We start from the raw sequence: 22,551 nt of genomic DNA, 5'->3' as shown, positions 1-22,551 counted from the left end.
GGGCCGACTACACCTTCAGCTTGTCGACGGTCTTGGTGACCTTCTCGCCGTCCTTCTCGAGGAACATGATCTCGCCGAACTCCAACGTGCCCCAGTCGGCCTTGCTGTCGGTCAACGGCTCGGAGGCGAAGATGGCGGCGGTCGCGTGGTCGACCGTGCACTCCTCGAAGTCGTAGGTCGGGCCGTCGTAACAGAAGTTGCGACCCATCAGCACGTACATCGGCTCCAGCAGCATGCCGAGCGCGTAGTCGTCCGTGCCCGGCTCGGCCTTCCGCAGCTCCCTCCAGTCACCCTCCGGGTTCAGCTCGCCCTGGTGCCCGGTGCCGACGTTGACCCCGATGATCCGGTTCGGGGACACCAGCGCCATCTTCAGCTTGGTCAGCGCCCGGAGGTCGAGATCCTCCATGGCCTGCGCGAGGAGCCGCATCATCTCCTCGACGGCGCGCTTCACGTCCTCGTCGCTGTCGCTCTCGAGCAGGGACAGCAGCAGCACGTAGAGGAACTCCGTGTCCGTGGTGCCCGCCATCTGCTCGAGGTACTCGTCCTTGCAGTGGTGGAGCAGCTCGCGCTGCAGCAGCGTCCAGTTCGGCACGTCACCGTTCTGCGCGACGATCCACGGCGTTCCCGTGAAGGAGAACGGGTGACAGTTCTCGTCGGCCAGCACGGTCTTGGAGTTGTAGTCCGCTGCGCGCACGTGAGCGAGCATCGTGCTGACCTGGAGGCTCGGCACGATCCCCTGGGCGTTGTCGTCGTAGAAGGCCGGCATGGGGCGGTGATAGAGGAAGGGCTCGTCCGGCTTCAGCAGGTGCTCGCTCCACGCCCCGAATCCCCACCCGGCCAGCTGGAGCTGCGGGTGGCGCTCCGGGTCGAGGGACTGGTTGATGAGGCTGTTCTCCGGCTTGAGGAGCAGGTCCTCGAGCGGAACTTCAGACCCGAGATAGGCAAGAACGCGGCACATGGGCTTCCTTCACTGAGGGATCGTCGATCCGTGACGAGGGGGGTCGCCGCAGGCCCGGTGGTCGGGCTTCCCGAGCCTAGGGGCCGTGCGCGACGCGGCAACCCGAGGAATGCCCCCGCGGACTCCCTGCGCGACTCACACCAGCGAGGACAGCACCGTCTTCCAGTACGGGCGCCACCGCTCACCATCGGCGGCGGATTCCAGACCCGCATGCTGCACGGCGATGCGGTCGGCGGAGATGTCGACGTTCACCGACGAGCCGTCCGTCAGCTTCGCGCGCCAGTAGCGCCACTTCTCGGTGGAGCTGATGCGCGGCTCCCCCTCCAACTTCACGCCGTCGAAGTCCGTCTGTCCGGCCACCGCGGCCAGCCAACGGTCGAGCAGGTCGTCGAGCGAGCCCACCACCTTCTTCGAGGCCGACACCGCGTGGTCGCCGGTCGACGACTGGCCCTTCTCCCGCAGGCCGTGCTGGTGACCGAACTCGATCGCGATGGTCTGCGCCCACCACCCGTCGTTGAACGGCTTGCCGTTGCCTGCGTGGGTCGTGATGCCGAGCTCGTGGACGCGCCGCAGCGCGAGCTTCGCGATCTCCGGGTGCGGGAGGTCGAGGGCTCCCTCCGCGCGGAGCCAGGCGTCCCACGCGGACCAGTCGACGCCCGTCGCCGTGGAGATGCTCGATGCCTTCGATGCCATGCGGCGATCCTCTCAGCGGGTCGGGTCGATGATCGTCATCCCGGCGAGCGTCGCCGTGTCGAAGACCGGCAACAGCGCGGCGGCCTCGTCGAGGCCGATCGTGCGCTCGATCAGTCGGTCCGGGCGCAGGGCGCCCGACTCGATCAGCGCCATCATCCCCGGGTAGTCGACGGCGGCCATGCCGTGGCTGCCGAGAAGGTCGAGCTCCCACCCGATGACGCGCGCCATCGGGACCCGCGGGTGCCCGTCGACGGGAGGCAGCAGGCCCACCTGGGCGAGACGACCGCGGCGACGCAGGCTGAGGATCGCGTCGGCGCAGGTCTGCTCGCTGCCGACGGCGTCGACCGCGACGTGGCTGCCTCCCCCGGTGAGCTCCGCGACCGCTTCGGCGATGTCGCGCCCGTCGGCGAGCACCGTGTGCTCGGCACCGAGGTCCGTCGCGACGGCCAGCGCTTCGGCGTTGCGGTCGACCGCGATGACCCGCGCGCCGAGCGCTCGGGCGATCATCACCGCGCTGAGTCCCACTCCCCCGGCGCCGATCACGGTCACCCACTCACCCTCCGTGACGCGAGCGCGACCGACGAGGGCGCGGTGAGCGGTCGCGAACCGACAACCCAGGCTCGCCGCCGTCGCGAAGTCGACCGACTCGGGAATCGCGACGAGGTTGGTGTCCGCGGCGTGCACGGCCACGTACTCGGCGAACGAGCCCCAGTAGGTGAAGCCGGGCTGCTCCTGATCGGGACACACCTGGGCGTCTCCGGCGAGGCACCACGCGCACGTCCCGCAGCCGGCCACGAACGGCACGGTGACGCGGTCGCCGACCTTCCACGTCCTCACGCCGGGCCCGACGGACGAGATCACGCCGGCGAGCTCGTGTCCCGGCACGTGGGGGAAGGCGACGTCGTCGTCGTGGCCGGCCCACGCGTGCCAGTCGCTGCGACACAGGCCGGTCGCGACCACCCGCACCACGACGCCGCTGTCCGGAACGGTGGGCACCGGGACGTCGCGAACCTCCGGCTGGGCCCGGACTGCATCGAGGACCAAAGCGCGCACCGGTACATCCTCGCAAACGGTCAGCCGCTGGGAAGCAGGATGCTGCGATCGCCCAGGCGGTCGTCCTGGTCAGGCATGAGGGTCAGGTGGCTCACCGCCGCGAGTAGTCCTGCCAGTCGGGCTGGTGCTCGGATTGTGCCTCCGTCCCCGGATCGGCGACGAAGTGGCGACGTCGTCCTTGGGGTGTCATCACCGCGAGTCCCAGAGCGAACTCCGTCTCCTCGTTCGCACGCATGGAATCGAGGAACATGATCCGGCGTCCGTCCGGCGACCAGACCGGGTCACCCGAGCCGGCCAAACGCGCGTCGTTCCGGGTGAGGTTCCGCAGCTTCGTGCCGTCGCTGCGCACCGTGTAGACATCGCCGCGGCTCGAAGGACTGGGATACGCCTCGAGTGCCAGGGTCCGGCCGTCGGGTGACCACGTGGCGTCGTTGGCGTTCAGCGAGTAGGGCGTCACCTGGCGCTCCCGGGTTCCGTCCGTCCGCACCACGAACAGCGCACCGAGCTCCTGATCGCCCTCGTACGCGTACCGGGTGAAGACGAGGTGCCGACCACTCGGCGAGAAGCGAGGCGCGCTGTCCAGGCTCGCACCGTCGGGAAGGGTCGTGATCCGACGCAGACCGGTCCCGTTCGCGCGCAGGACGTAGATGCCCTGCGAGGCCGGGTAGTCGCCACGGTCGGCCGAAACGGCCAGCGACCTGCCGTCCGGGGACCACCCCGGGTCCGAGCTGAACCCCACCGAGTCGGTGACCTGACGCAGCCCGGTGCCGTCCGACCGAATGACGAAGACGTCGTTCACGCCGGTGTCGTCCGACGGATCAGGATCGGTCCGATCGCTGTCGAAGGCCACCTCGGCCCGACGCGGCGAGAGCACCGGCCAGCCGCTGCCGGCGTCACCGGACGTGAGCTGTCGCTGGCGGCTGCGATCCGGCCGAGCCACCCACGTCTGCCAGAAGCCGGAGGCGTCCTGACGCATGAAGGTGATCAAGCCCTCTGCCTGGCGGTGGCCCGGGGGTCCCGAGACCGTCGAGGCGGAGGCGGTCGGCACGACCAGCGCGCCTGACAGCGCGACGGCGAACACGAGTTGGAGAGGGCGAGGAAATCGTGTGCGCATGGACACCATCCCGGTACGGAGGAACCGCACCGCGATGGTCCCGACGACACCTCGCCCTCGCTTCGCACCCTAGACCCGCGTAGGGGTGCTGGCTAGGCCTGCAACTCCGGGGATTTCCAGCGTGGGCGGAGTTCAGTCGCGAGTGCGATCAGTTGATGATCTTGTCGCGGTCCTCGGCGCGCAGCTGTGCCAGTCGGTCGCGCCAGTCCTGCAGCCCCGCGGGGGTCAGACGAGGCCAGTCGGTCACCTCGCGCAGGACCCTCAACGGCTCCGTGCTCCGGTACGACCGCGTCGGATTCCCGGGGAACTTCTTGTCGGTGACATTGGGGTCGTTCTCGTAGTCACCGATCGGCTCGACCTCGTACACCCGGGGCTCGCCCTCGCCGGCGGCGAGCTCCGCTGCCAGGCCGGCGCCGGGGATCAGCGCCGTGAAGTAGATGTGGTTCATCACGATCTCGGGGCGGTAGTTCGACCGATAGCCCGCGGTGAGGAGATCACCCGCCCGCAGATCGGCCTTCGTGCCATGGAAGAACGGCCCCTCGTCCAACACGTCGCTCACGAGGCCAGCCTAGGCGGCGTCGTGGACCAGGAAGTGCCAGACGAGCGCATGCCCCAGCGCGACCAGGACGACGAGCAGCAGGGCCACGACCTGGATCGGACGCAGGCCCACGAGCTCCGCGGACCCGGGGAACAGGCCCAGGAGCGCCACGAGGACGTAGACCCCGGCGGCCCCGCCACGGAGTGCCCTGACGGCGGGCAGAGCGTCGGTCGCGAGCAGTCGCAGCGTGGTCGCGCAGCCGACCACCGCGATGAGGACGAAGCTGACCCTCCAGACCAGCGGCTCCTCCACTCCCCCGACCTGCGCGAACAGTCCCATGAGCGCGGGCAGCAGGAACGCCAGGTAGACGCCGCCGATCGCCCGCCGGCGCACGGGGTCGCCGACCCAGCTGGTGTCGCGCAGTGTCACGCACCACCACAGCCCGACGAGGGTGAAGCAGGTCGCCGAGAACAGTGCGTAGAACGTGCTGACGTCCATGGGGCTCCCTCCGGTCCGGCGTCCCTGGAGAGCCGGTCCGCGCGCTCGTGATGCAGGCTCCGCGACGTGGCCCGAGGGGCTGCCGAGATCACTTAGACTTGCGGGGCGCGAGCATCCGCGCAGATCGAGGGGAATCGAGTTGTTCGCGATGGCGCGTGGGGGCAGTTCTGCCCGGGGGTCGGTGCTGCTGGCCCTCGCAGTGATGATGTCGATCCTGGTGGCGCCTCCGGCCGCCCATGCCGCGCCCACCCCGTCGGCATCGCTGTGTGACCACAGCTGGAGCGGACTCGTCCCGCACAACTCCCTCGAGGACATCCGCGCCGGCTACTTCACCGGGCCGCCCTTCGAGCGCTACCGGGTCGCGGTCGGCGGCGACGTCGACTGGACGCTCGACCCCTACCACTCGCTCAGCTGGCGCATGTGGCTCGACACACTCGGCTGGGCCGGGCCGCTGATCGACAGCTACGACCGCACCGGCAACCGCACCGACCTCGCGCTGGCCATGGCGTACGCGCGCGACTACGTCCGGGACCAGCCGATGAGCGCCGAGACGCCCGACCGCCCGGTGCTGCAGCAGACCGCGCGTCGCCTGCAGTTCCTCGGCTGCCTCTACGAACGCGACCCGAAGCCGTGGATCTCCGAGGCGATGGCCGGCACCGTCGACTTCCTCGCCGCCAACTGGGCCGGCCTCTACAACCACGGACTCGACCAGGACCACGCGATCGTCATGGCCGGGTGCGTGCTCGGCCGCGACGACTGGATCGAGCTCGGCCGGAAGCGTCTCAGCACGATCCTGCCCGTGTCGATCGACGGCGAGGGCGCCACCAATGAGCAGTCCACCGCCTACGCGAGGTACACGTACCTGCGCTGGCTGGCGGCCGCGAGGACGATCCGCACCTGCGGCCTGCCGCCGCTGCCCGGACTCGCGGAGCGACTGGAGAAGAACCACGCGTTCATCGCGCACGCCACGAAGCCCGACGGACTCGTGGCGCCGATCGGCGACACGTACCCCACGGACAAGGGCCACCAGCCGGCTGCGGCCCTCTCCCTGAGCGGGGCCTGGGTCAAGAACGGATGGGCGTTCGGCCGCTCGTCGTGGAACGCCAAGGACGACCCCTCGCACTTCTCCCTGCGGTTCGGGCCTGCGCGTGAGCTCCACGGCCACCCCGACCACGGTTCGGTCACCCTCTACGCCAACGGCTCGCCGGTCATCACCGAACCGGGCTCGATCGGCTACACCTCGCCGCTCCGGGTCTGGTTCCAGCGCTCGCCCGAGGCCAAGAACGTGCTGATGGTGGGCAACAACAGCTGCAGCGTGTCCCGGCGTGCCGACCTCGAGTCCGGCACCCGCAGCCGATGGCGCGACCGTTACGTCGTGCGGACGCCGCACTGCAACGGCGTGGTGGCGCGACGCACCGTCGCCTACACACGGGCCACCGGTTCGCTGCTGGTCGACGACTTCACCTCGCGCCAGAAGAAGGCGCAGACGCGTCAGCAGCTCTGGCACCTCGTCCCCGGCACCAAGGTGTCGGTCCATCGGAGCCACCAGTACCGCACGACCGTGAAGCTCACGATGCCGAACGGCAGCACCGCCCGGCTCGTCACCACCAGCATCCGACGCGGTGCGTCTGCGCGGGCTGCGACCAAGTACGCCACCGCGAGGACGACGCTCGTGAAGGCCAAGCGCTCGCTGCGCGCCGCCGTGCGCGCGGACGCCTCGGCCGCCACGAAGAAGGCACGCAAGGCCAAGGTGAAGAAGGCGACCGCACGGGTCAGGAAGACACGCCTGGCTGCCAAGCGGCTCGAGGACCGGAGCGCCCTGCGCGTCTCGGTCGTCACGGGTCGCACCAACCCCTACCAGGGCTGGGTCTCCGCAGGATCCGGCAAGGCCGTGCCGGCGCCCGTCGTCATCGTCTCGCAGTCGGCGAAGGCCACCAACCTGCGCACCACCATCGCGCCTGAGTGACCACCGCCTCGTCCTGCTGAGAGTGTGGGGCTGGGGAGATTGGGTACATTCGAACCACGTGCAACACACCCCTGCGCGCGGGGGTGTCGCGCCAGGTCCGCCGAGTCGAGCAAACGGCTCGGCGGGCCGCACACACTCAGGACAGCACAGGTTGTTGCTTCACAGAAGGTGATTCATCGATGGTTTCGGAGCAAGACATCGCGGAGCGGATGGTGGCCGCGGCACGCGAGATGCAGGACCAGCAGGATCCGGACGCCACCGTGAAGAGCGCTGTCGACCTCCTCGTCCGCAACGTGCCGGGATGCGCCTCGGCCAGCATCTCCCTGGTCTACGCCAAGAAGCGCGTCGAGACCCCGGCCGCCAGCGACGAGCTCGCCGCCACCGGCGACCGGCTCCAGGTGGAGCTGCAGCAAGGCCCCGCCCTCGACACCCTCTGGGACCACGAGACCGTCTACGTCCCCGACCTGCGCAACGACGACCGCTGGCCCGAGTGGGGGCCGAGGCTCACCGAGCTGACCGGCGCCGCCAGCGTCCTGACCTTCCGCCTGTTCACGGTGTCGAACGTCATCGGCGCCCTCAGCATGTACTCGACCGAGGTCGATGGGTTCACCGAGGAAGACAAGGCCGAGGGCCTCGCGCTCGCCGCGCACATCGCCATCGCGGTCCTGGCTGCGCAGCGGATCGACCAGTACGAGACCGCCCTGGACTCCCGAGGCGTGATCTCCCAGGCCTGCGGGATCCTGATGGAGCGTCACCACCTCGACACCAACACCGCCTTCGCGGTCCTCACCCGGTTGTCCTCGACGCTGAACGTCAAGATGCGCGTCATCGCGGCTGAGCTCGTGGAGACCGGCAAGCTCCCGACGGTGCCCTCCAAGAAGTCGTCCGACTGACCCTCAGTCGGACCCGCGCCGCAGGCACCGCGCCATCGCGGGAACCATCACGGCCGCGGCCACGAGGTGGAGCCCGACGAGCGTCTCGGCCGTTCCGGCGTCAGCACCGACCGCGAACGGTGGGGCCAGCGACACCGCGGTGAGCGGCACCGCGATCTGGACGAAGCGCGTTGCCGGCCGGGCACTCCACCGCGAGAGCGCCAGCGCGATCCCGACACCTACGAGCGAGAACGCCGTGGTCACCGTCGCGAACCCGGCGACCGGGATCGACTCGCCTCCGTCGGGAATCTCGAAGTCCACGCCAGCGGACTTCGCTACGGCGGCGGCGGCTGTCGTGAGCGCCGCAGCCACCACCGTGGCAACGACACCCGTGACGGCCACCCGGACGAGGGACGCCCGTCGCGCCCCCACGGCCAGCCGGCTCACGATGCCTCCTCCAGCCGCTCCGGCAGGCCGAACCGTGCGAACTGCTCGTGGTCGAACGTGACGATCTCGGCGACCTTGCCGTCCTCGACGTGCAGCACGTCCATGGCGAGGGGCAGGTACGCGGCGGACTCGTCCTGCCACAGGTAGGCGGCGATCGCAGGCTGCCGGTTCGCGGACGTGGTGAGGACCCGCATGCGCGGCATGCCCTGGAAACCGGCCTCGACCCACGTGCTCACGACCGCGTCGCGGCCCACGTGGAGGCCCGGGACGGGCGGCATCGAGAAGCGGACGTCGTCGCTCAGGAGCGCGGTGATCGCGTCGATGTCGGTGGCCACGCAGGCATCGGTGTAGCGGCGGACCAGCTCGAGCGTCTCGGGGTCGTCGGCGCCGGCGGTGGTCCAGTCCTGGCGCTCGGCGGGCAGGTGCTCCCGCATGCCGGCGCGGGCTCGTTGCAGCGCACTGTTCACCGAGTTGACCGAGTCCCCGAGGAGGTCGGCCACCTCCTTCGCGGGCCAGCCGACCACGTCCCTCAGGATCAGCACCGCCCGCGGCCGCGGTGCGAGGTGCTGCAACGCGACGAGGTACGCCAGCTCGATCGTCTCCCGCGCGACGGCGAGCGTCTCGGGCTCGTCCGCGTCGTCAGCCGGCACCTGGTCGAGCAGCCGGTCCGGATAGGGCTGGAGCCACAGCACCTCGCCGCCGGTCGCGGGCTCCGGTCGCCGCTTCGCGAGCAGGTCCAGGCAGGCGTTCGTCGCGATCCGGTACAACCACGCCCGGAACGTCGAGCGCCCCTCGAACGTCTCGCGGCGCCGCCACGCCCGCAGGAACGTCTCCTGCACCGTGTCCTCGGCGTCCTCGAACGACCCGAGCATCCGGTAGCAGTGCACGTGCAGCTCGCGCCGGTGCCGTTCGGTCATCGCGGAGAACGTGGGCTCATCGACCTCGGTCACGGCTCGCTCTCCCCTTCGCGTGTCCAGCCTCATGGTCATCCTCTTCCGTCTCGTCGTGTCCTGTCACACGTATGACGGCTGGGGGCGCGAGAACTCATCACTCAGGGATCGAGGATGCTCCCGTCAGGCGCGAGTACGACGCATGACGATCTCGTCGTCCATGTCCTCGTCGGTCCGGACGAAGCCCAGCGACCGGTACAGGCCGACCGCGGCCTCGTTGTCGGGCGAGACGGACAGCGCGGCCTCGCGGTAGGCCGTGCCCGAGAGCGCCGGCTCCTCACGCTCCCAGAGGTCGAGCAGCACCTCTACCGTGGCGCGACCGAGCCCGCGGCCCTGGTGCTCGGCGTCGATCACCAGCCCGCCGATCCAATGGCCCTTGTCCTCCGGGTCGACGGCCCACATCACGTGCCCGACCGTCGCGTCGCCGTCCAGGATCGCGTAGGAGCGCCAGAGTCCGTCGTACGCCGACAGGCACAGGTAGTAGGTCGTCTCCGCGACCCACTCATGTTGTCCGTCCGCCGCGCGGACGCGCGCGATGTCGCGCCAGTTGGCCGAGGCGGCAGGAGCCAGGGTGATCATGAACTCATCCTGTCCCACCCGATCACGCGGAGCCGAACACGCCGCCCGTAGCGAAGGCGTGCGCCGCGAACCGCTCGCCCATGACCCGCTGCGTGTACGCGTCGGGGTGCAGCGCGTCGGGCAGCGGATGCGTCACCTCGTCCTCGTCGCCGTACAGCTCGCGCCCGTCGAGGTAGTGCAGGTGCGGGTCGTCCTGCCTGCGTGCCTCGACGATCTGCGCCATCTGCTCGCGGATCACGCGGAGGGTCAGCTTGCCCTGGGCGACCTCGGCCGGGTCGCCCGCCGCGACGAACCGCACCGCATCCGTGCCGAGCGTCGTCAGGTCGGGTCCGCCGGGACCGGGAGTGTCCTCGTGGATCGGGCACAGCACCGGCGAGACCACCAGCAGGGGCGTCTGCGGATGGCCCTCGCGGATCGTGTCGAGGAAGCCGTGCATCGCCGCGACGAACCCGCGCAGGCGCATGAGGTCGGCGTTGACCAGGTTGATGCCCATCTTCACGCTGATGACGTCGGCCGGGAGGTCGCGCATCGTGCGAGCGGTGGCCGGGTCGAGCAGGGCGCTGCCGCTGAACCCGAGGTTGATGAGGTCCACTCCCCCGGCCCGCGCCGCGACGGCCGGCCACGTGCCGGTCGGGCCGAGCGCGTTGGAGCCGTGACTGATCGAGCTGCCGTGGTGAAGCCACACCCGGCGACCATCCGGCGGAACTGCCTCGACCGGCGCATCGGCGCGCAGCGACACGATCTCGGTCAGCTCGCTGTGCGGGAGCCAGATCTCGATCGTCTTGTCCTCCGGAGCCAGCCCGACAAAGGACACCGCGCCGGGCTCACCGTTCTCGATCGTGGTGGCGCCCGTGGTCATGTCGATCGTCAGCAGGTCGCCGCCGTCGACGGACCCACGATCCGTCACCACGCCGTCGACCACGAGTTCGTAGACGCCGGCCGGTCGCGCCGGCGCCCCCACGTAGCCGACGCGCGTCGGGCGGGTCGTGAGCTCGACCGTCGTCGCGGACGTCCGCAGCACCAGCCGGACGCCCGACGGCTGTGCCTCGGCCATGAGCAGCTGCGGCTCGGGCAACTGTCGCCGAGCCCAGGCCGGTAGGCGATGCGGCTGGACTCCGCGCTCGGTCCGCTCCAGCTCGACGATGCCGCGGAACAGCGCCTCGGTGAGCGGAACGTCGTGCAGACTCGGGTCGATCATCCCGTCGACGTTACCCGCCCGCGGCTGGGATGCTGGCACCCAGGAGGTCGGGGATGGACGTGCTGGAACTCGCTGACGCGGCGGTATGGGACGCGTGGCTCGAGGAGCACCACGCCACCGCGTCCGAGGCGTGGCTGCGCATCCGGCGCAAGAACACCGACCTGCCGCTCATCACCATCGGTGACGCCCTCGACGGGGCGCTGTGCCACGGCTGGATCGACGGCCTCCGACGCTCACTCGACGACGTGTCCTTCCTGCAGCGGTACTCGCCGCGACGAGCGAGAACTCCGTGGTCGCAGGTCAACGTGGCCAAGGCCGAGGCTCTCGAGGCAGCGGGGCGGATGCGGCCCGGAGGCCTCGCACAGCTCGCGGCCGCACGTGCCGACGGACGCTGGGACGCCGCCTACGCTCCGCAGGCCGGCGGCGAGATCCCGTCCGACCTCATGGCAGCGCTCGACGCGGCGCCCACCGCCCGTGCTGCGTTCGAGCGGCTGAGCCGCACCGACCAATACGCGATCGTCCTGCCGTTGCTGAAGGCACGATCGGCCGAGGCACGGGTGCGCCTCCTTGAGCGATCGGTCGAGCGGTTGCAGGTCTCGGACCCTCAATCGCCCTGATCGGACGCGAGCGACGCCCGCCAGGCCGCGATCCGTTCCCGGAGCGACGGGAGGAGCTGCGGGTCCACGACGCCGGCGGCGTGCACCTCCCAGGTCCATCCGTCGTCCGTGGTCCAGGTCTCGGTCGCGTACTCCCCGTCACGGCGTCTGCCCGAGGCGTGACCTCGCACGGTGACCAGCGTCTCCGGCTGGACGTCGATCGCCACGTGGCCGGGCTCGGAGGACTCGATGAGCACCTCCATCGGAACCCGCGCCAGGAGCGGCGAGTGATCGAAGCGTGACGAGAGCTCCCCCGACCGGCGCCTGTTCTCGCGGAGCTGCTCACGGACCTCATCGGGGACGTCCTCGTCCTCGTCCTCGTCCAGCTCCTCCGAAGACCCGACGTAGGCGAACCAGCCCACGCTCCGGGTGTCGCCGTCCCACCGCAGCAGCGACTCGTCGACCGCGTCCAGCACCTCGAGCTCGCGCCACTCCAGGATCGTGCTGCCGGCTTCCACCCACGAGAACGGCATGCCCGTCACGGCGTCCAGCACCAGCGTCGTGGCGAAGTCGTCGTGGTAGGTGTGCTCGAGGGTGACGGTGGCCGTCGGTCGCCCGAACCGTGCGCCTCGCTCGACCGGCCCGGTCACGCGGCGCTCGTCCAGCTCGAGCTGCCGCAAGCGCGGGCGCGCCAAGAAACTGTACGAGACGTCGCCGTCCTCGTCGTCGAACGCCAGCGACCCCGGCCCGGTCTCGATCGGCAGCTCGTCACCCTTGAGGAACGTGAGCACCCGGTCGGGTGCGCGGACCGCCCGCAGCTCACCCGCGTCGGTCTCCACCCTCAACCGTTCGCAGTGCTTCCAGACCCGGAACCGGCACCCGCCGATCTGCACCAGTCCGCGCAACGGGGGCTCGCTCGCCTCCCCGCACGCCAACCGGACCATCAGCCCGACGACCTCTTCGTTCACGTCGTCACCGTAGTGCGACCCGATCCCGCGGCGCGCCGTTTCTGTCGGTGGCGCCCACTAGGTTGGGTGCATGACCTCGGAAACGACCTCTCTCTCCGCCGACGCGGTGCGTCGCGCGCGGGCGATCGCCGAGTTCACCGAGTGGCACTTCGTCGTCACCCAGCACGCCGAGCGCGGGGCGCAGATCGACCGCTGCGACGAGATCGCGCTGACCAAGGAGCTGGCGCGGCGCGAGGTCACCCTCGACCTCGCCCAGTCGCTGCACGTCTCCGAGAACACGATCTGGGCGATGATCAGCGAGTCCGGGGTCCTGCGCGACCGTGCGCCGGCCGTGTGGGAGGCGTTCCGTGCCGGAGACATCGACGGCGTGCGGGTCACGGCGATCGCCCGCACGGCCGAGCAGCTGCAGACCCGCAAGGCGCTCGACCATCTGGAGCGTTCCGCGCCGGAGTACGCGGCGACCCACACCGTCGCCGAGCTGCGCTCCTGGTTGCGACGCCTGCGCGCCCGACTCGAGCCCGAGCCGACGGCCCAAGAGACCGCCCGCGCCGTCGAGCAGCGTCATGTCTCGATCCGTCACAACGACGACGGCACGTCGTGGCTGGCCGCCCTCCTGCCCACCCCGCTCGCGATCGCCGTCGGCGACCGACTCCGCCGGACCGCGAAGTCCCTTCCGGCGATCGATCCCGACACGGGCGAGAAGGACCGCCGCACCCGTGAGCAGAAGCAGGCCGACGTCCTCGGCCACTGGCTCACGTCGTGCACCGGCACCGAGACCGACATCCGCGCCGAGATCGCCATCAGCATCGCCGCCACCGACCTGATCGGGCTCACCGACGGCCCCGGCCTCACGCTCGACGGCGAGCCGGTCGGTGCGGAGTGGGTGCGCGAGCTCGCCCAGTCCGAGCACACGCTCTTCCGGCGCCTGGTTCTCGACCCGCTCGGCGAGGTCCTCGACACCACCGTCCTGCGGACCAACCCACCGAGTCATTGCGGCGAGCACTCCGCTGGAGGGACGGCGCCTGTCGCGTCGCCGGCTGCCGAGTTCCGGCCCATGAGACCGACCTCGACCACGCGAAGGCCTACGACTCGGGCGGCCCCACCACGGCATCGAACCTCAGGTGCCTGTGCCGCAAGCACCACAACATGAAGTCCCACGGTTACCTCGACGACCGCTACCTCGATGCGCCCCTCCGGCACAGCGAGCGGTACCGCGCGACGTGACGCACCGGACACGGACCGTGATCCCGGGGTGATGTATCTTTGCTGAGGCTCGCCTAACCCAGGGCGGCCGGCAAAGGTGACACACGATGCTCGGTACTTTCCTGATCGGCCTGCGCGAGGGCCTCGAAGCCTCGCTGGTGGTCGGCATCCTCATCGCCTACGTCCGCAAGATCGGCCGCGACGACGTCGTGCCCCGCATCTGGGCGGGCGTGGCGCTGGCGGTCGTGCTCTCGCTGGGCCTCGGCGCCCTCCTGACCTTCGGCACCTACGGGCTGACGTTCGAGGCGCAGGAGATCATCGGCGGGACGCTGTCGATCCTGGCGGTCGGACTCGTCACCTGGATGATCTTCTGGATGGCCCGCACGGCCCGAGGCCTCAAGCGCGAGCTGGAGCACCAGGTCGACGCCCGCCTCGATGGTCCCGGCTGGGGCCTCGTCGCCATCGGCTTCGTCGCCGTCGCTCGCGAGGGCCTCGAGACCGCCCTCTTCCTCTGGAGCGCCGTCCGCTCCAACGGCGACGCTCCCCTGGCCTGGGTGGGCGCCGTGCTGGGCCTGCTCACGGCCGTGGCGATCGGATGGCTCATCTACAAGGGCATCGTCCGCATCAACCTCGGCACGTTCTTCACCTGGACCGGAGCCCTGCTGATCGTCGTCGCCGCGGGCATCCTGGCCTACGGCGTCCACGACCTGCAGGAGGCCGGAGTCCTGCCCGGCCCGTGGACCCAGGGTGGATCCGGCTGGGCGTTCCAGCTGAGCGACACGATCGACCCGTCCGGCCTGCCCGCCGCGCTGCTCAAGGGCACGATCGGCTTCGCCCCCGACATGACCAAGCTCGAGATCGCAGCCTGGGCGGCCTACCTCGCCGTCGTCGGCACCGCGTACGCGCGCGCCACCCGACGACCCACCCCCGCGGCCCAGCCCGCCACGACCGAAGGATCCCGTGCATGAATCGTCGCTCCCGCTCCACCGTGCTGGCCGTCGCCCTCACCGCGACGCTCGGCCTGAGCGCCTGCGTCAAGAACTCCGAGTCCGGTGACGACGCCATCAAGGTCACCAGCACCGCCGACGGGTGCGAGGTGTCGACGGCGAAGGCCGACAGCGGCACGATCACCTTCGACGTCACCAACGACGGCGACAAGATCACCGAGTTCTACGTGCTCGACAGCAACAAGCTGCGGATCGTCGGCGAGGTCGAGAACATCGCCCCCGGCACCTCGCGCGACCTGACCGTCCAGGCCCAGCCCGGCGAGTACTTCACCGAGTGCAAGCCCGGCATGGTTGGCGACGGCATCGGCAACGCGAAGTTCACCGTCACCGGCGACGACGTGGCCGTCGACGAGGACCAGCAGAAGGCGATCGACGCGGCCGTCGCCTCGTACACGGCCTACACGAAGGACCAGGTCGGCGAGCTGGTCGGCAACGTCGACGACTTCGTCGCGGCGTACACGTCCGGCGACGACGAGACCGCTCGGAAGCTCTTCCCGATCACGCGGATCAACTACGAGCGCATCGAGCCCACCGCCGAGCAGTTCGGCGACCTCGACCCGAAGATCGACTACCGCAAGCCCGGCGCCGAGGCCGAGAACCTGCCGTTCACCGGCTTCCACCGCATCGAGATGGACCTGTGGCTCGACGAGGCGCGGAAGAACTACCCGACCGAGGAACTGATCGAGCTCGACGAGAAGGGCCGCGCGAAGCTGGGCGACCAGCTCAGGACGGACATCAAGGCCCTCTACGACAAGGTCCACTCCGATGAGTTCGTGCTGACCGTCGGCGACATCACCAACGGCGCCATCGGACTGCTCGACGAGATCGCCGCGCCCGACGGCAAGCTGCCCGGCGAGGAGGACGAGTTCAGCCACACCGACCTCTACGACTTCTACGCCAACGTCGAGGGCGCCCAGGTCGCGTACGGCGCGGTCCGCGACATCGCCGAGGCCAAGGGCACCGAGGGCGAGAAGCTCGTCGGCGACCTCGACCGCCAGTTCAAGGGCATGTTCGCCCTGCTCGAGACGTACGGCGACTACGACCAGGGCTTCGTCTCCTACGACACGGTCGAGCAGGCGCAGCGCAACGAGCTCGGCGCCCAGCTGAACGCCCTGAGCGAGCCGCTGTCGCAGCTGACGCACACCGTCCTGGGAGTCTCGAAGTCATGACCGGTCCGCGGCTGTCACGCCGGTCGGCCCTCGGGCTGATCGGCGCGGCAGGTGCTGCCGGCGTCGCCGGTGGGTTCACCGCCGGCGCCGCGCGGGGTGACGACGCCCCCAGCACCACCGATCTCGTGGTGCCGTTCCGCGGCAAGCACCAGGCCGGCATCACCACCGCGGTCCAGCAGCACCTGTACTTCGCGTCCTTCGACATGACGTCCACCGCCGGGCGCGAGGAGCTCAAGTCCCTGCTGGCCGACTGGACGGCCGCGGCCGCCCGCATGACCCGGGGCCAGGACGTCACCGACGAGGGAGCCGTCGGCGGCGGCCCGTACAAGCCGCCGGACGACACCGGCGAGGCGCTCGACCTCCAGGCCAACGCCCTGACCATCACGTTCGGCTTCGGCCCCACCCTGTTCGAGGACGCGGACGGGCGCGACCGCTTCGGCATCGCCGACCGGCGCCCGAAGGAGCTCGTCGAGCTGCCCTCGTTCGCGTTCGACCTGCTCGAGGACCGCTTCAGCGGCGGCGACCTGTGCATCCAGGCGTGCGCCAACGACCCGCAGGTCGCCGTGCACGCCATCCGCAACCTCTCGCGCATCGCCTTCGGCCGGGCGCAGGTCCGCTGGACGCAGCTCGGCTACGGCCGCACCTCGACCACGTCCAAGGCGCAGGCCACCCCACGCAACCTCTTCGGCTTCAAGGACGGCACCGCCAACATCTTCGGCAGCGACGGCTCCGACCTTGCGACATCGGTCTGGGCCGACGACTCCGACCAGCCCTGGCTCGACGGCGGCACGTTCCTCGTCGCCCGCAAGATCCAGATGCTGATCGAGTCGTGGGACCGCGTCCGGCTGGAGGAGCAGGAGGCCATCATCGGCCGCGACAAGGGCGAGGGCGCTCCCCTGTCGGGCGGCACCGAGTTCACCGAGCCGAAGTTCGACGTCTTCTCGACCAAGGCCGGTGGCCCGGCGATCCCGATGGACTCCCACGTCCGGCTGGCCCACCCCGACCACAACGGCGGCGCGCGGATGCTGCGGCGCGGCTACAACTTCGTCGAGGGCAACAACGACCTGGGCCAGCTCAACGCCGGCCTGTTCTTCCTCGCGTTCGTGCGCTCGCCGCAGCAGTTCATCGACGTCCAGAGGTCGCTGGCGAAGGACACGCTCAACGAGTACATCCGCCACATCGGATCGGCGATCTTCGCGGTCCCCGGCGGCATCCGCGCCGGGGACTCCGTCGGAAGCGGGCTCTTCTAGTCGGTCGGCTGATTCGTGTCGGTCGGCTGGTCCTTGACCTGGGCGACCTTCGACAGCAGCCCGTTCACGAACCGCGGCGACTCGTCGGTGGAGAGCTCGGTGGCCAGCTCGACCGCCTCGCTGATCGCGACCGGGTCGGGCACGTCGTCGACGTGCAGGATCTCGAACACCGCGATCCGCAGCAGGTTGCGGTCGACCGCGGGCATCCGCTCGAGCGGCCAGGCGTGCGAGTGCTCCTCGAGCAGCGCGTCGATCTGCTCGATGTTCGCGGCGACGCCCTCGACCAGCGAGACGGTGTACGGGTTGACCGGCGGGTCGTTGACCTCGAGCCGGTCGGCCAGCGTGCCGTCAGCCGAGAGCCCCCGGGACTCGGACTCGAAGAGGATGTCCAGGGCCCGCTTGCGCGCCTTGGTGCGAGCAGCCATCAGGCCTTCACACGACCGAGGTAGCTGCCGTCACGGGTGTCGACCTTGATCTTCTCGCCCGAGCCGACGAACAGCGGGACCTGGATCTCCTTGCCCGTCTCGAGGCGCGCCGGCTTGGTGCCGCCGCTGGAGCGGTCGCCCTGCAGGCCCGGGTCGGTGTGCTCGATGACGAGCTCGACCGAGGCCGGCAGCTCGACGTAGAGCACGCGGCCCTCGTTGGTGGCGACGACGGCGTCCTGGTTCTCGAGCAGGTAGTCGACGGTGGAGCCCATGATCTCGGGCGTGACCTCGATCTGGTCGAACGTGGCGGTGTCCATGAAGACGTAGTTGCTGCCGTCGTTGTACAGGTACTGCATGTCGCGCTTGTCGACGCTGGCGGTCTCGACCTTCATGCCGGCGTTGAAGGTGCGGTCGAGCGTCTTGCCCGACTCGACGTCCTTCAGCTTGGTGCGGACGAAAGCAGGGCCCTTGCCCGGCTTGACGTGCTGGAAGTCGATGACGGTGAGCAGCCGTCCGTCGATCTTGAGCACCATGCCGTTCTTGAGGTCGTTCGTGGTCGCCATCAGTCGATCTCCAGGAGTTCTGTGGTCATGTCGGTGAGCACGTCCGGCTCACCACCATGGTGGTCGGGGTCGGTGACGAGGACGGTGTCCTCGATGCGCACGCCCCCTCGGCCCGGGAGATAGATCCCCGGTTCCATCGTCAGGACGGTGCGGCTGGCAAGTCTACCGGGGTGTGCGGACGCGATGAACGGGTCCTCGTGGATCTGGAGTCCGACGCCGTGTCCGAGGCCTGTCGTGAAGGCGTCGAGCCATCCCGCGCGCTCGAGCGAGTCGCGCGCCGCGGCGTTGGACTCGGCCACCGGGACACCCGGGCGGAGCCGGTCGAGACCGGCGGCCTGCGACTCCTTCACGGCGGCGTGGATCTCGCGCTGCCACGCGGCGGCGCTGCCGATCACGACGGTGCGCGTGCAGTCCGCGTGGTAGCCATCGACCTTGGCGCCGAAGTCGACCTTGACGAGGTCGCCGGCCCGCAGCACGCGGTCGGTCGGCTGGTGGTGCGGGATGGCGGTGTTCTCGCCCGAGGCCAGGATCGTGTCGAAGGCGCGGTCCTCGGCACCCAGATCGAGCATCCGCCACTCGAGGTCGCGCGCGACCTCCCGCTCGGTGCGGCCGGCCAGCGGGCCGACGAGCAGGGCCTCGAGGGCCTCGCACGAGATCTCGCACGCGCGCCGCAGCGAGGCGATCTCGTCGTCGTCCTTCACCTCGCGCAGGCGCTCGACCAGCCGTCCGGAGGCCTCGGGCCGGTCGAGCTTCTGCCACGACTCGACGTCCAGCACGTGCGTCTCGGCGACGAGGTCGGCCGGAGCGCGGCCCGCGGCGACACCGAGGAGGTCGCGGGTCACGAGGATCTCGACATCGGCCAGACCCGCCGCGGCGAGCTCGGCGGCCGCCTGGTCGCGGTAGCGGCCGTCGGTCAGGAACACGGGCTCGCCGTGGGTCTGCACCAGGACGGCGCCGTTCGAGCCGGTGAAGCCGGTCAGGTAGCGCACGTTGACCAGGTCGGACACGTACATCGCGGCATGCCCGGCCTCGCGCAGGAGGTCCTGGAGCCGCTCGATGCGGGTGCCGTCAGCCACGGACGGCGTCCCAGCACTCGCGCAGCACGTCCTCGTCGGGCCCGGCCAGGATCACCGGCTGCGCCAGGCCGTCGAGCACGACGAACCGCAGCTGGTCGCCGCGGGTCTTCTTGTCGAGACGCATCCCGGCGAGGAGGTCGGCGAACGTCGCGCCGTCGTAGCTCGTCGGGAGGCCCACGAGACCCAGAATGGCACGGTGGCGCGCCAGCAGCGCGTCGTCGATCAGCCCGTTCCGGTGGGCGAGCTCGGCGACGAACACCATGCCGACGCTGATCGCCTCGCCGTGGCGGATCGTGTACTTCTCGTGCCGCTCGATCGCGTGGGCCAGCGTGTGGCCGTAGTTGAGCGCCTCGCGCCCGATCGATCCGTCCGCACCGGTCTCACGCAGGTCGGTGGCGACGGTGGCGGCCTTGACGACGATCCCCCGGGTGACGAGGTCGGCCAGCAGGTCGTCGGCCGGGTCGAGCGCGCGCTCGGGCGCGGCCTCGACGTCGGCGAGGATCGTGGGGTCGGCGATGAACCCGCACTTGATGACCTCGGCCAGTCCCCCGCGCAGCTCACGGACCGGCAGGTCGGCCAGCGTCGAGAGGTCGCACAGCACGCCGACGGGCTCGTGGAACGCGCCGACGAGGTTCTTGCCCGCCGCGACGTTGATGCCGGTCTTGCCGCCGACCGCGGCGTCGACCATGCCGAGCACGGTGGTGGGGACGGTGACGAAGCGGACACCGCGCAGCCAGCTGGCGGCGACGAACCCGGCGAGGTCGGTGGTGGCCCCTCCCCCGACGCCGATGACGAGGTCGGAGCGGGTGAAGCCGCGCAGCCCGAGCTGGTCCCAGCAGTGCGCGAGGAACTCGACGGTCTTGGCCTGCTCGCCGTCGGGCGCCTCGATCAGCAGCACCTCGCGACCGGGCAGGTGCAGCGCGAGCCCCTCGGCGACGCCCTTGACCGGTCCGGCGTGGATGATCGCGACGCGCAGGGCGTCCTCGGGGACGAGGTGCTCGAGCTCGGCCATCACGTGGTGGCCCACGACGACCTCGTACGGCCGCGCCGTCTCGACCGCGACGCGGCGGGTCATCGGCCCATCTCCGCGAGGATCCGGTCGGCGACCTGGTCGGGCGTGAGCTCGTTCGTGTCGACCGTGAACGTCGCGACCTGCTGGTAGAGCGGTCGGCGGGCGTCCATGAGTTTCTTGAGCTGGCCGCGGATGTTGCCCATCAGCAACGGGCGACCGGTGTTCATGCCGACGCGGGCCGCCGCGCCGGCCAGGCTGACGTCCAGGTGCGCGACCGTGTGGTCGGCCAGCAGGGCGCGGGTGCGCTCGTCGATGACGGCCCCTCCCCCGAGCGCCAGCACTCCGTCGTGGGTGCTCAGCGCCTCGGCCACCGCGGCTGCCTCCAGCTCGCGGAAGACGGGTTCGCCGCGGCCGACGAAGATGTCCTGGATCGACTCCCCCTCGGCGGCCTCGACGTCCTGGTCGGTGTCGCGGACCGCGACGCCCAGCCGGGCCGCGAGCAGCTCGGCGACGGTGGTCTTGCCGGACCCGGGCGGACCCACGACCACCACGACCGGCCGGGTCGAGGTCACCGGTAGCTCAGGTTCTCGAGGTAGGTGCGCACGTTGCGTGCCGTCTCTCCGACGGAGTCGCCGCCGAACTTCTCCAGCAGCGCGTCGGCGACCACGAGCGCGACCATGGCCTCGGCGACGATGCCGGCGGCCGGGACGGCGCAGACGTCGGAGCGCTGGTGGTGCGCGCGGGTCTCCTCGCCGGTCTGGACGTCGATCGTGCGCAGGGCCCGCGGCACGGTGGCGATGGGCTTCATGGCCGCACGCACGCGCAGCAGCTCGCCCGTCGTCATGCCGCCCTCGGTGCCGCCGGCGCGACCCGAGACGCGACGGATGCCCTCGGGCGTGGGGACGATCTCGTCGTGCGCCAGCGAGCCGCGCGTCCGCGCCAGCTCGAAGCCGTCGCCGAGCTCGACGCCCTTGATCGCCTGGATGCCCATGAGCGCGGCGGCCAGGCGGCTGTCGAGCCGGCGGTCCCACTGCGTGTGCGAGCCCAGACCCGGCGGCAGGCCCTCGACGATGACCTCGACGACACCGCCGAGGGTGTCCCCGTCCTTGTGGGCGGCGTCGACCTCGGCCACCATCGCGGCGGAGGCATCGGGATCGAAGCAGCGCAGCGGGTCGGCGTCGAGGCGCTCGACGTCGGCATGGCTCGGCAGGACGCCCGCGGGCGCCTTGACCGTGCCCAGCTCGACGACGTGGCTGACGATCGTCGCGCCGGTGGTCTGGGCGATGAACTGGGCGGCGATCTCACCCAGGGCGACGCGGGCGGCCGTCTCGCGGGCGCTGGCGCGCTCGAGGATCGGGCGGGCCTCGTCGAAGTCGAACTTCTGCATGCCGGCCAGGTCGGCGTGGCCCGGGCGCGGACGCGTCAGCGGCGCGTTGCGCTTGAGCCCGGCGAGGGTCTCGGGGTCGACCGGGTCGGCCGACATCACCTGGTCCCACTTGGGCCACTCGCTGTTGCCGATGCGCATCGCGATCGGGCTGCCGAGCGTGCGGCCGTGGCGGATGCCGCCGATGATCTCCAGCTCGTCGGCCTCGAAGGCCATGCGCGCGCCGCGGCCGTAGCCGAGACGGCGGCGCGCCAGGGCGGCCTGGATCTCCTTGCTCGTCACCTCGACCCCGGCCGGAAGGCCATCGAGGGTCGCGACGAGTGCGGGGCCGTGTGACTCACCGGCAGTCAACCAACGAAGCATGGGGCGATTCTCTCAGACCCACAGAGCCGCGAACGCACCGAGCAGCAGGTATGGACCGAACGCGATCGGCGTCTGGTTGCCGAGACGGCCACGGACGAGCACCAGACCGGCGATCGCGCCGATGACGAGACCGAAGAACAGGCCGTAGAACGTGGCGATGAAGCCGAGCGGACCGAGGCCCACGCCCACCACCGCCGACAGCCGGATGTCGCCGTAGCCCATGGGGCCGAGCAGGCCCAGCACGAAGTAGAAGCCGAACACCCCGAGGTTGCCGTAGAGCGCGTGCAGCAGCACCGACGCGTCCTGCATCCACAGCGCGCTGACGCCGATCAGCAGCCACGACAGGACGTACAGCGGCGCGACGATCAGGTACGGCAGCAGGTGCACCTTCCAGTCGACCCACGCCAGCACCGGGGTCGCGGCGGCGATCGGGATCCAGACCGGCAGCAGCCTCGGCTCGGTGATCGTGGCGGCGGCGACCGCACCCAGGACGGCCGCCGGCAGGGCGAGCCAGAGGCCCAGCCGAGGCACGGCGCCGAGCTCGACGTACGGGATCTTGACCGGCATGTCCGGCTCGGGCTCAGCGGTGGGCTCGGGCAGCCGGGACAGCAGCAGCGGCGACACCGCGGCCAGCAGCCCGGCCAGCAGCGCACTCACGAGGATCGACAC

At 70.5% G+C, this 22,551-nt stretch carries 25 protein-coding genes; 7 read left to right on the top strand and 18 right to left on the bottom strand.

The features are described 5' to 3' along the window. Positions 1-7: 7 nt before the first annotated feature. From AFL01nite_RS02020 to AFL01nite_RS01995, 6 genes are all read right to left on the bottom strand, one after another. Positions 8-958 carry a class II glutamine amidotransferase gene (locus AFL01nite_RS02020; RefSeq protein ID WP_146825417.1) on the bottom strand — a complete coding sequence of 317 codons (951 nt, stop codon included), beginning with the start codon at positions 956-958 and terminating at the stop codon, positions 8-10. Between the two features lie 135 nt (positions 959-1,093). After that, a complete protein-coding gene (locus tag AFL01nite_RS02015) occupies positions 1,094-1,651 on the bottom strand; it encodes a hypothetical protein (protein ID WP_146825416.1) in 558 nt (185 codons plus the stop codon). Between the two features lie 12 nt (positions 1,652-1,663). After that, complete coding sequence (locus AFL01nite_RS02010; RefSeq protein ID WP_146825415.1) at positions 1,664-2,704, bottom strand: zinc-dependent alcohol dehydrogenase family protein; 1,041 nt, start codon at positions 2,702-2,704, stop codon at positions 1,664-1,666. A gap of 91 nt (positions 2,705-2,795) precedes the next feature. After that, on the bottom strand, positions 2,796-3,785 hold the full coding sequence (locus AFL01nite_RS02005) for a TolB family protein (RefSeq protein ID WP_186813773.1): 990 nt from the start codon (positions 3,783-3,785) through the stop codon (positions 2,796-2,798). Positions 3,786-3,966: 181 nt separating this feature from the next. Further along, positions 3,967-4,377, bottom strand: coding sequence for an NAD(+)--rifampin ADP-ribosyltransferase (gene arr / locus AFL01nite_RS02000; RefSeq protein WP_146825413.1), 411 nt, complete (start codon positions 4,375-4,377; stop codon positions 3,967-3,969). A 9-nt stretch (positions 4,378-4,386) separates the two neighbouring features. Further along, positions 4,387-4,854 carry a hypothetical protein gene (locus tag AFL01nite_RS01995; RefSeq protein WP_146825412.1) on the bottom strand — a complete coding sequence of 156 codons (468 nt, stop codon included), beginning with the start codon at positions 4,852-4,854 and terminating at the stop codon, positions 4,387-4,389. Between the two features lie 148 nt (positions 4,855-5,002). On the opposite strand from AFL01nite_RS01995, the gene AFL01nite_RS01990 reads away from it, so the two are divergent. Both AFL01nite_RS01990 and AFL01nite_RS01985 read left to right on the top strand, forming a co-directional pair. Next, positions 5,003-6,820, top strand: a complete 1,818-nt coding sequence (locus AFL01nite_RS01990) for a heparinase II/III domain-containing protein (RefSeq protein ID WP_146825411.1) — start codon at positions 5,003-5,005, stop codon at positions 6,818-6,820. 179 nt (positions 6,821-6,999) lie between these two features. Further along, complete coding sequence (locus AFL01nite_RS01985; RefSeq protein ID WP_146825410.1) at positions 7,000-7,713, top strand: GAF and ANTAR domain-containing protein; 714 nt, start codon at positions 7,000-7,002, stop codon at positions 7,711-7,713. 3 nt (positions 7,714-7,716) lie between these two features. On the opposite strand, the gene AFL01nite_RS01980 is transcribed toward AFL01nite_RS01985, so the two are convergent. From AFL01nite_RS01980 to AFL01nite_RS01965, 4 genes are all read right to left on the bottom strand, one after another. After that, on the bottom strand, positions 7,717-8,139 hold the full coding sequence (locus AFL01nite_RS01980) for a DUF6069 family protein (protein ID WP_146825409.1): 423 nt from the start codon (positions 8,137-8,139) through the stop codon (positions 7,717-7,719). Beyond that, positions 8,136-9,122 (bottom strand): RNA polymerase subunit sigma-70, encoded by a 987-nt coding sequence (locus tag AFL01nite_RS01975; protein WP_146825408.1) that lies wholly within the window; start codon positions 9,120-9,122, stop codon positions 8,136-8,138. Before AFL01nite_RS01975 ends, AFL01nite_RS01980 begins: the two co-directional genes overlap by 4 nt. 90 nt (positions 9,123-9,212) lie before the next feature. Then, the gene (locus AFL01nite_RS01970; protein WP_146825407.1) at positions 9,213-9,668 is read right to left on the bottom strand and encodes a GNAT family N-acetyltransferase; all 456 of its coding nucleotides are present in this window, start codon (positions 9,666-9,668) and stop codon (positions 9,213-9,215) included. A gap of 22 nt (positions 9,669-9,690) precedes the next feature. Then, positions 9,691-10,866 carry an SGNH/GDSL hydrolase family protein gene (locus tag AFL01nite_RS01965; RefSeq protein WP_146825406.1) on the bottom strand — a complete coding sequence of 392 codons (1,176 nt, stop codon included), beginning with the start codon at positions 10,864-10,866 and terminating at the stop codon, positions 9,691-9,693. 53 nt (positions 10,867-10,919) lie between these two features. On the opposite strand from AFL01nite_RS01965, the gene AFL01nite_RS01960 reads away from it, so the two are divergent. Next, positions 10,920-11,483 (top strand): YdeI/OmpD-associated family protein, encoded by a 564-nt coding sequence (locus AFL01nite_RS01960; RefSeq protein ID WP_146825405.1) that lies wholly within the window; start codon positions 10,920-10,922, stop codon positions 11,481-11,483. On the opposite strand, the gene AFL01nite_RS01955 is transcribed toward AFL01nite_RS01960, so the two are convergent. Beyond that, entirely contained in the window at positions 11,471-12,430 is a 960-nt protein-coding gene (locus AFL01nite_RS01955; RefSeq protein WP_146825404.1) for a hypothetical protein, read from the bottom strand. The genes AFL01nite_RS01960 and AFL01nite_RS01955 overlap by 13 nt on opposite strands. Before the next feature lie 70 nt (positions 12,431-12,500). Between AFL01nite_RS01955 and AFL01nite_RS01950 the strand changes: the two genes are divergently transcribed. The 4 genes from AFL01nite_RS01950 to efeB all read left to right on the top strand — a co-directional run bounded on the left by AFL01nite_RS01950 (position 12,501) and on the right by efeB (position 17,059). Then, entirely contained in the window at positions 12,501-13,580 is a 1,080-nt protein-coding gene (locus AFL01nite_RS01950; protein WP_146825403.1) for a DUF222 domain-containing protein, read from the top strand. Between the two features lie 160 nt (positions 13,581-13,740). Further along, positions 13,741-14,601, top strand: a complete 861-nt coding sequence (gene efeU / locus AFL01nite_RS01945; protein WP_146825402.1) for an iron uptake transporter permease EfeU — start codon at positions 13,741-13,743, stop codon at positions 14,599-14,601. Continuing rightward, positions 14,598-15,809, top strand: coding sequence for an iron uptake system protein EfeO (gene efeO, locus AFL01nite_RS01940; protein ID WP_146825401.1), 1,212 nt, complete (start codon positions 14,598-14,600; stop codon positions 15,807-15,809). The genes efeU and efeO overlap by 4 nt, the downstream gene beginning before the upstream one ends. Beyond that, a complete protein-coding gene (efeB, locus tag AFL01nite_RS01935; RefSeq protein ID WP_146825400.1) occupies positions 15,806-17,059 on the top strand; it encodes an iron uptake transporter deferrochelatase/peroxidase subunit in 1,254 nt (417 codons plus the stop codon). The genes efeO and efeB overlap by 4 nt, the downstream gene beginning before the upstream one ends. On the opposite strand, the gene nusB is transcribed toward efeB, so the two are convergent. The 7 genes from nusB to AFL01nite_RS01900 are packed head-to-tail and all read right to left on the bottom strand — an operon-like array spanning position 17,056 to position 22,551. After that, positions 17,056-17,484, bottom strand: coding sequence for a transcription antitermination factor NusB (nusB, locus tag AFL01nite_RS01930; protein ID WP_146825399.1), 429 nt, complete (start codon positions 17,482-17,484; stop codon positions 17,056-17,058). The two genes, efeB and nusB, sit on opposite strands and share 4 nt — an antisense overlap. Beyond that, the gene (gene efp / locus AFL01nite_RS01925) at positions 17,484-18,050 is read right to left on the bottom strand and encodes an elongation factor P (RefSeq protein WP_246119563.1); all 567 of its coding nucleotides are present in this window, start codon (positions 18,048-18,050) and stop codon (positions 17,484-17,486) included. Before efp ends, nusB begins: the two co-directional genes overlap by 1 nt. Continuing rightward, positions 18,047-19,123 (bottom strand): M24 family metallopeptidase, encoded by a 1,077-nt coding sequence (locus AFL01nite_RS01920; RefSeq protein ID WP_246119544.1) that lies wholly within the window; start codon positions 19,121-19,123, stop codon positions 18,047-18,049. The genes efp and AFL01nite_RS01920 overlap by 4 nt, the downstream gene beginning before the upstream one ends. After that, a complete protein-coding gene (aroB, locus tag AFL01nite_RS01915) occupies positions 19,116-20,198 on the bottom strand; it encodes a 3-dehydroquinate synthase (protein WP_146825397.1) in 1,083 nt (360 codons plus the stop codon). The genes AFL01nite_RS01920 and aroB overlap by 8 nt, the downstream gene beginning before the upstream one ends. Next, on the bottom strand, positions 20,195-20,707 hold the full coding sequence (locus tag AFL01nite_RS01910; protein WP_146825396.1) for a shikimate kinase: 513 nt from the start codon (positions 20,705-20,707) through the stop codon (positions 20,195-20,197). The genes aroB and AFL01nite_RS01910 overlap by 4 nt, the downstream gene beginning before the upstream one ends. Next, complete coding sequence (aroC, locus tag AFL01nite_RS01905) at positions 20,704-21,882, bottom strand: chorismate synthase (protein WP_146825395.1); 1,179 nt, start codon at positions 21,880-21,882, stop codon at positions 20,704-20,706. Before aroC ends, AFL01nite_RS01910 begins: the two co-directional genes overlap by 4 nt. Before the next feature lie 12 nt (positions 21,883-21,894). Further along, positions 21,895-22,551, bottom strand: coding sequence for an A24 family peptidase (locus AFL01nite_RS01900; RefSeq protein ID WP_146825394.1), 657 nt, complete (start codon positions 22,549-22,551; stop codon positions 21,895-21,897).

It is taken from the genome of Aeromicrobium flavum (assembly GCF_007992115.1).
In the GTDB taxonomy this organism is placed as follows: domain Bacteria; phylum Actinomycetota; class Actinomycetes; order Propionibacteriales; family Nocardioidaceae; genus Aeromicrobium; species Aeromicrobium flavum.
This window is presented reverse-complemented; position numbering and strand designations above follow the sequence as displayed.

Coding starts and splice junctions, on each gene's coding strand:
- AFL01nite_RS02020 (WP_146825417.1), bottom strand. CDS start 958: ATGTGCCGCGTTCTTGCCTATCTCGGGTCTGAAGTTCCGCTCGAGGAC.
- AFL01nite_RS02015 (WP_146825416.1), bottom strand. CDS start 1,651: ATGGCATCGAAGGCATCGAGCATCTCCACGGCGACGGGCGTCGACTGG.
- AFL01nite_RS01995 (WP_146825412.1), bottom strand. CDS start 4,854: ATGGACGTCAGCACGTTCTACGCACTGTTCTCGGCGACCTGCTTCACC.
- AFL01nite_RS01990 (WP_146825411.1), top strand. CDS start 5,003: ATGGCGCGTGGGGGCAGTTCTGCCCGGGGGTCGGTGCTGCTGGCCCTC.
- AFL01nite_RS01985 (WP_146825410.1), top strand. CDS start 7,000: ATGGTTTCGGAGCAAGACATCGCGGAGCGGATGGTGGCCGCGGCACGC.
- AFL01nite_RS01975 (WP_146825408.1), bottom strand. CDS start 9,122: ATGAGGCTGGACACGCGAAGGGGAGAGCGAGCCGTGACCGAGGTCGAT.
- AFL01nite_RS01970 (WP_146825407.1), bottom strand. CDS start 9,668: ATGATCACCCTGGCTCCTGCCGCCTCGGCCAACTGGCGCGACATCGCG.
- AFL01nite_RS01965 (WP_146825406.1), bottom strand. CDS start 10,866: ATGATCGACCCGAGTCTGCACGACGTTCCGCTCACCGAGGCGCTGTTC.
- AFL01nite_RS01960 (WP_146825405.1), top strand. CDS start 10,920: ATGGACGTGCTGGAACTCGCTGACGCGGCGGTATGGGACGCGTGGCTC.
- AFL01nite_RS01950 (WP_146825403.1), top strand. CDS start 12,501: ATGACCTCGGAAACGACCTCTCTCTCCGCCGACGCGGTGCGTCGCGCG.
- efeU (WP_146825402.1), top strand. CDS start 13,741: ATGCTCGGTACTTTCCTGATCGGCCTGCGCGAGGGCCTCGAAGCCTCG.
- efeO (WP_146825401.1), top strand. CDS start 14,598: ATGAATCGTCGCTCCCGCTCCACCGTGCTGGCCGTCGCCCTCACCGCG.
- efeB (WP_146825400.1), top strand. CDS start 15,806: ATGACCGGTCCGCGGCTGTCACGCCGGTCGGCCCTCGGGCTGATCGGC.
- nusB (WP_146825399.1), bottom strand. CDS start 17,484: ATGGCTGCTCGCACCAAGGCGCGCAAGCGGGCCCTGGACATCCTCTTC.
- aroB (WP_146825397.1), bottom strand. CDS start 20,198: ATGACCCGCCGCGTCGCGGTCGAGACGGCGCGGCCGTACGAGGTCGTC.
- aroC (WP_146825395.1), bottom strand. CDS start 21,882: ATGCTTCGTTGGTTGACTGCCGGTGAGTCACACGGCCCCGCACTCGTC.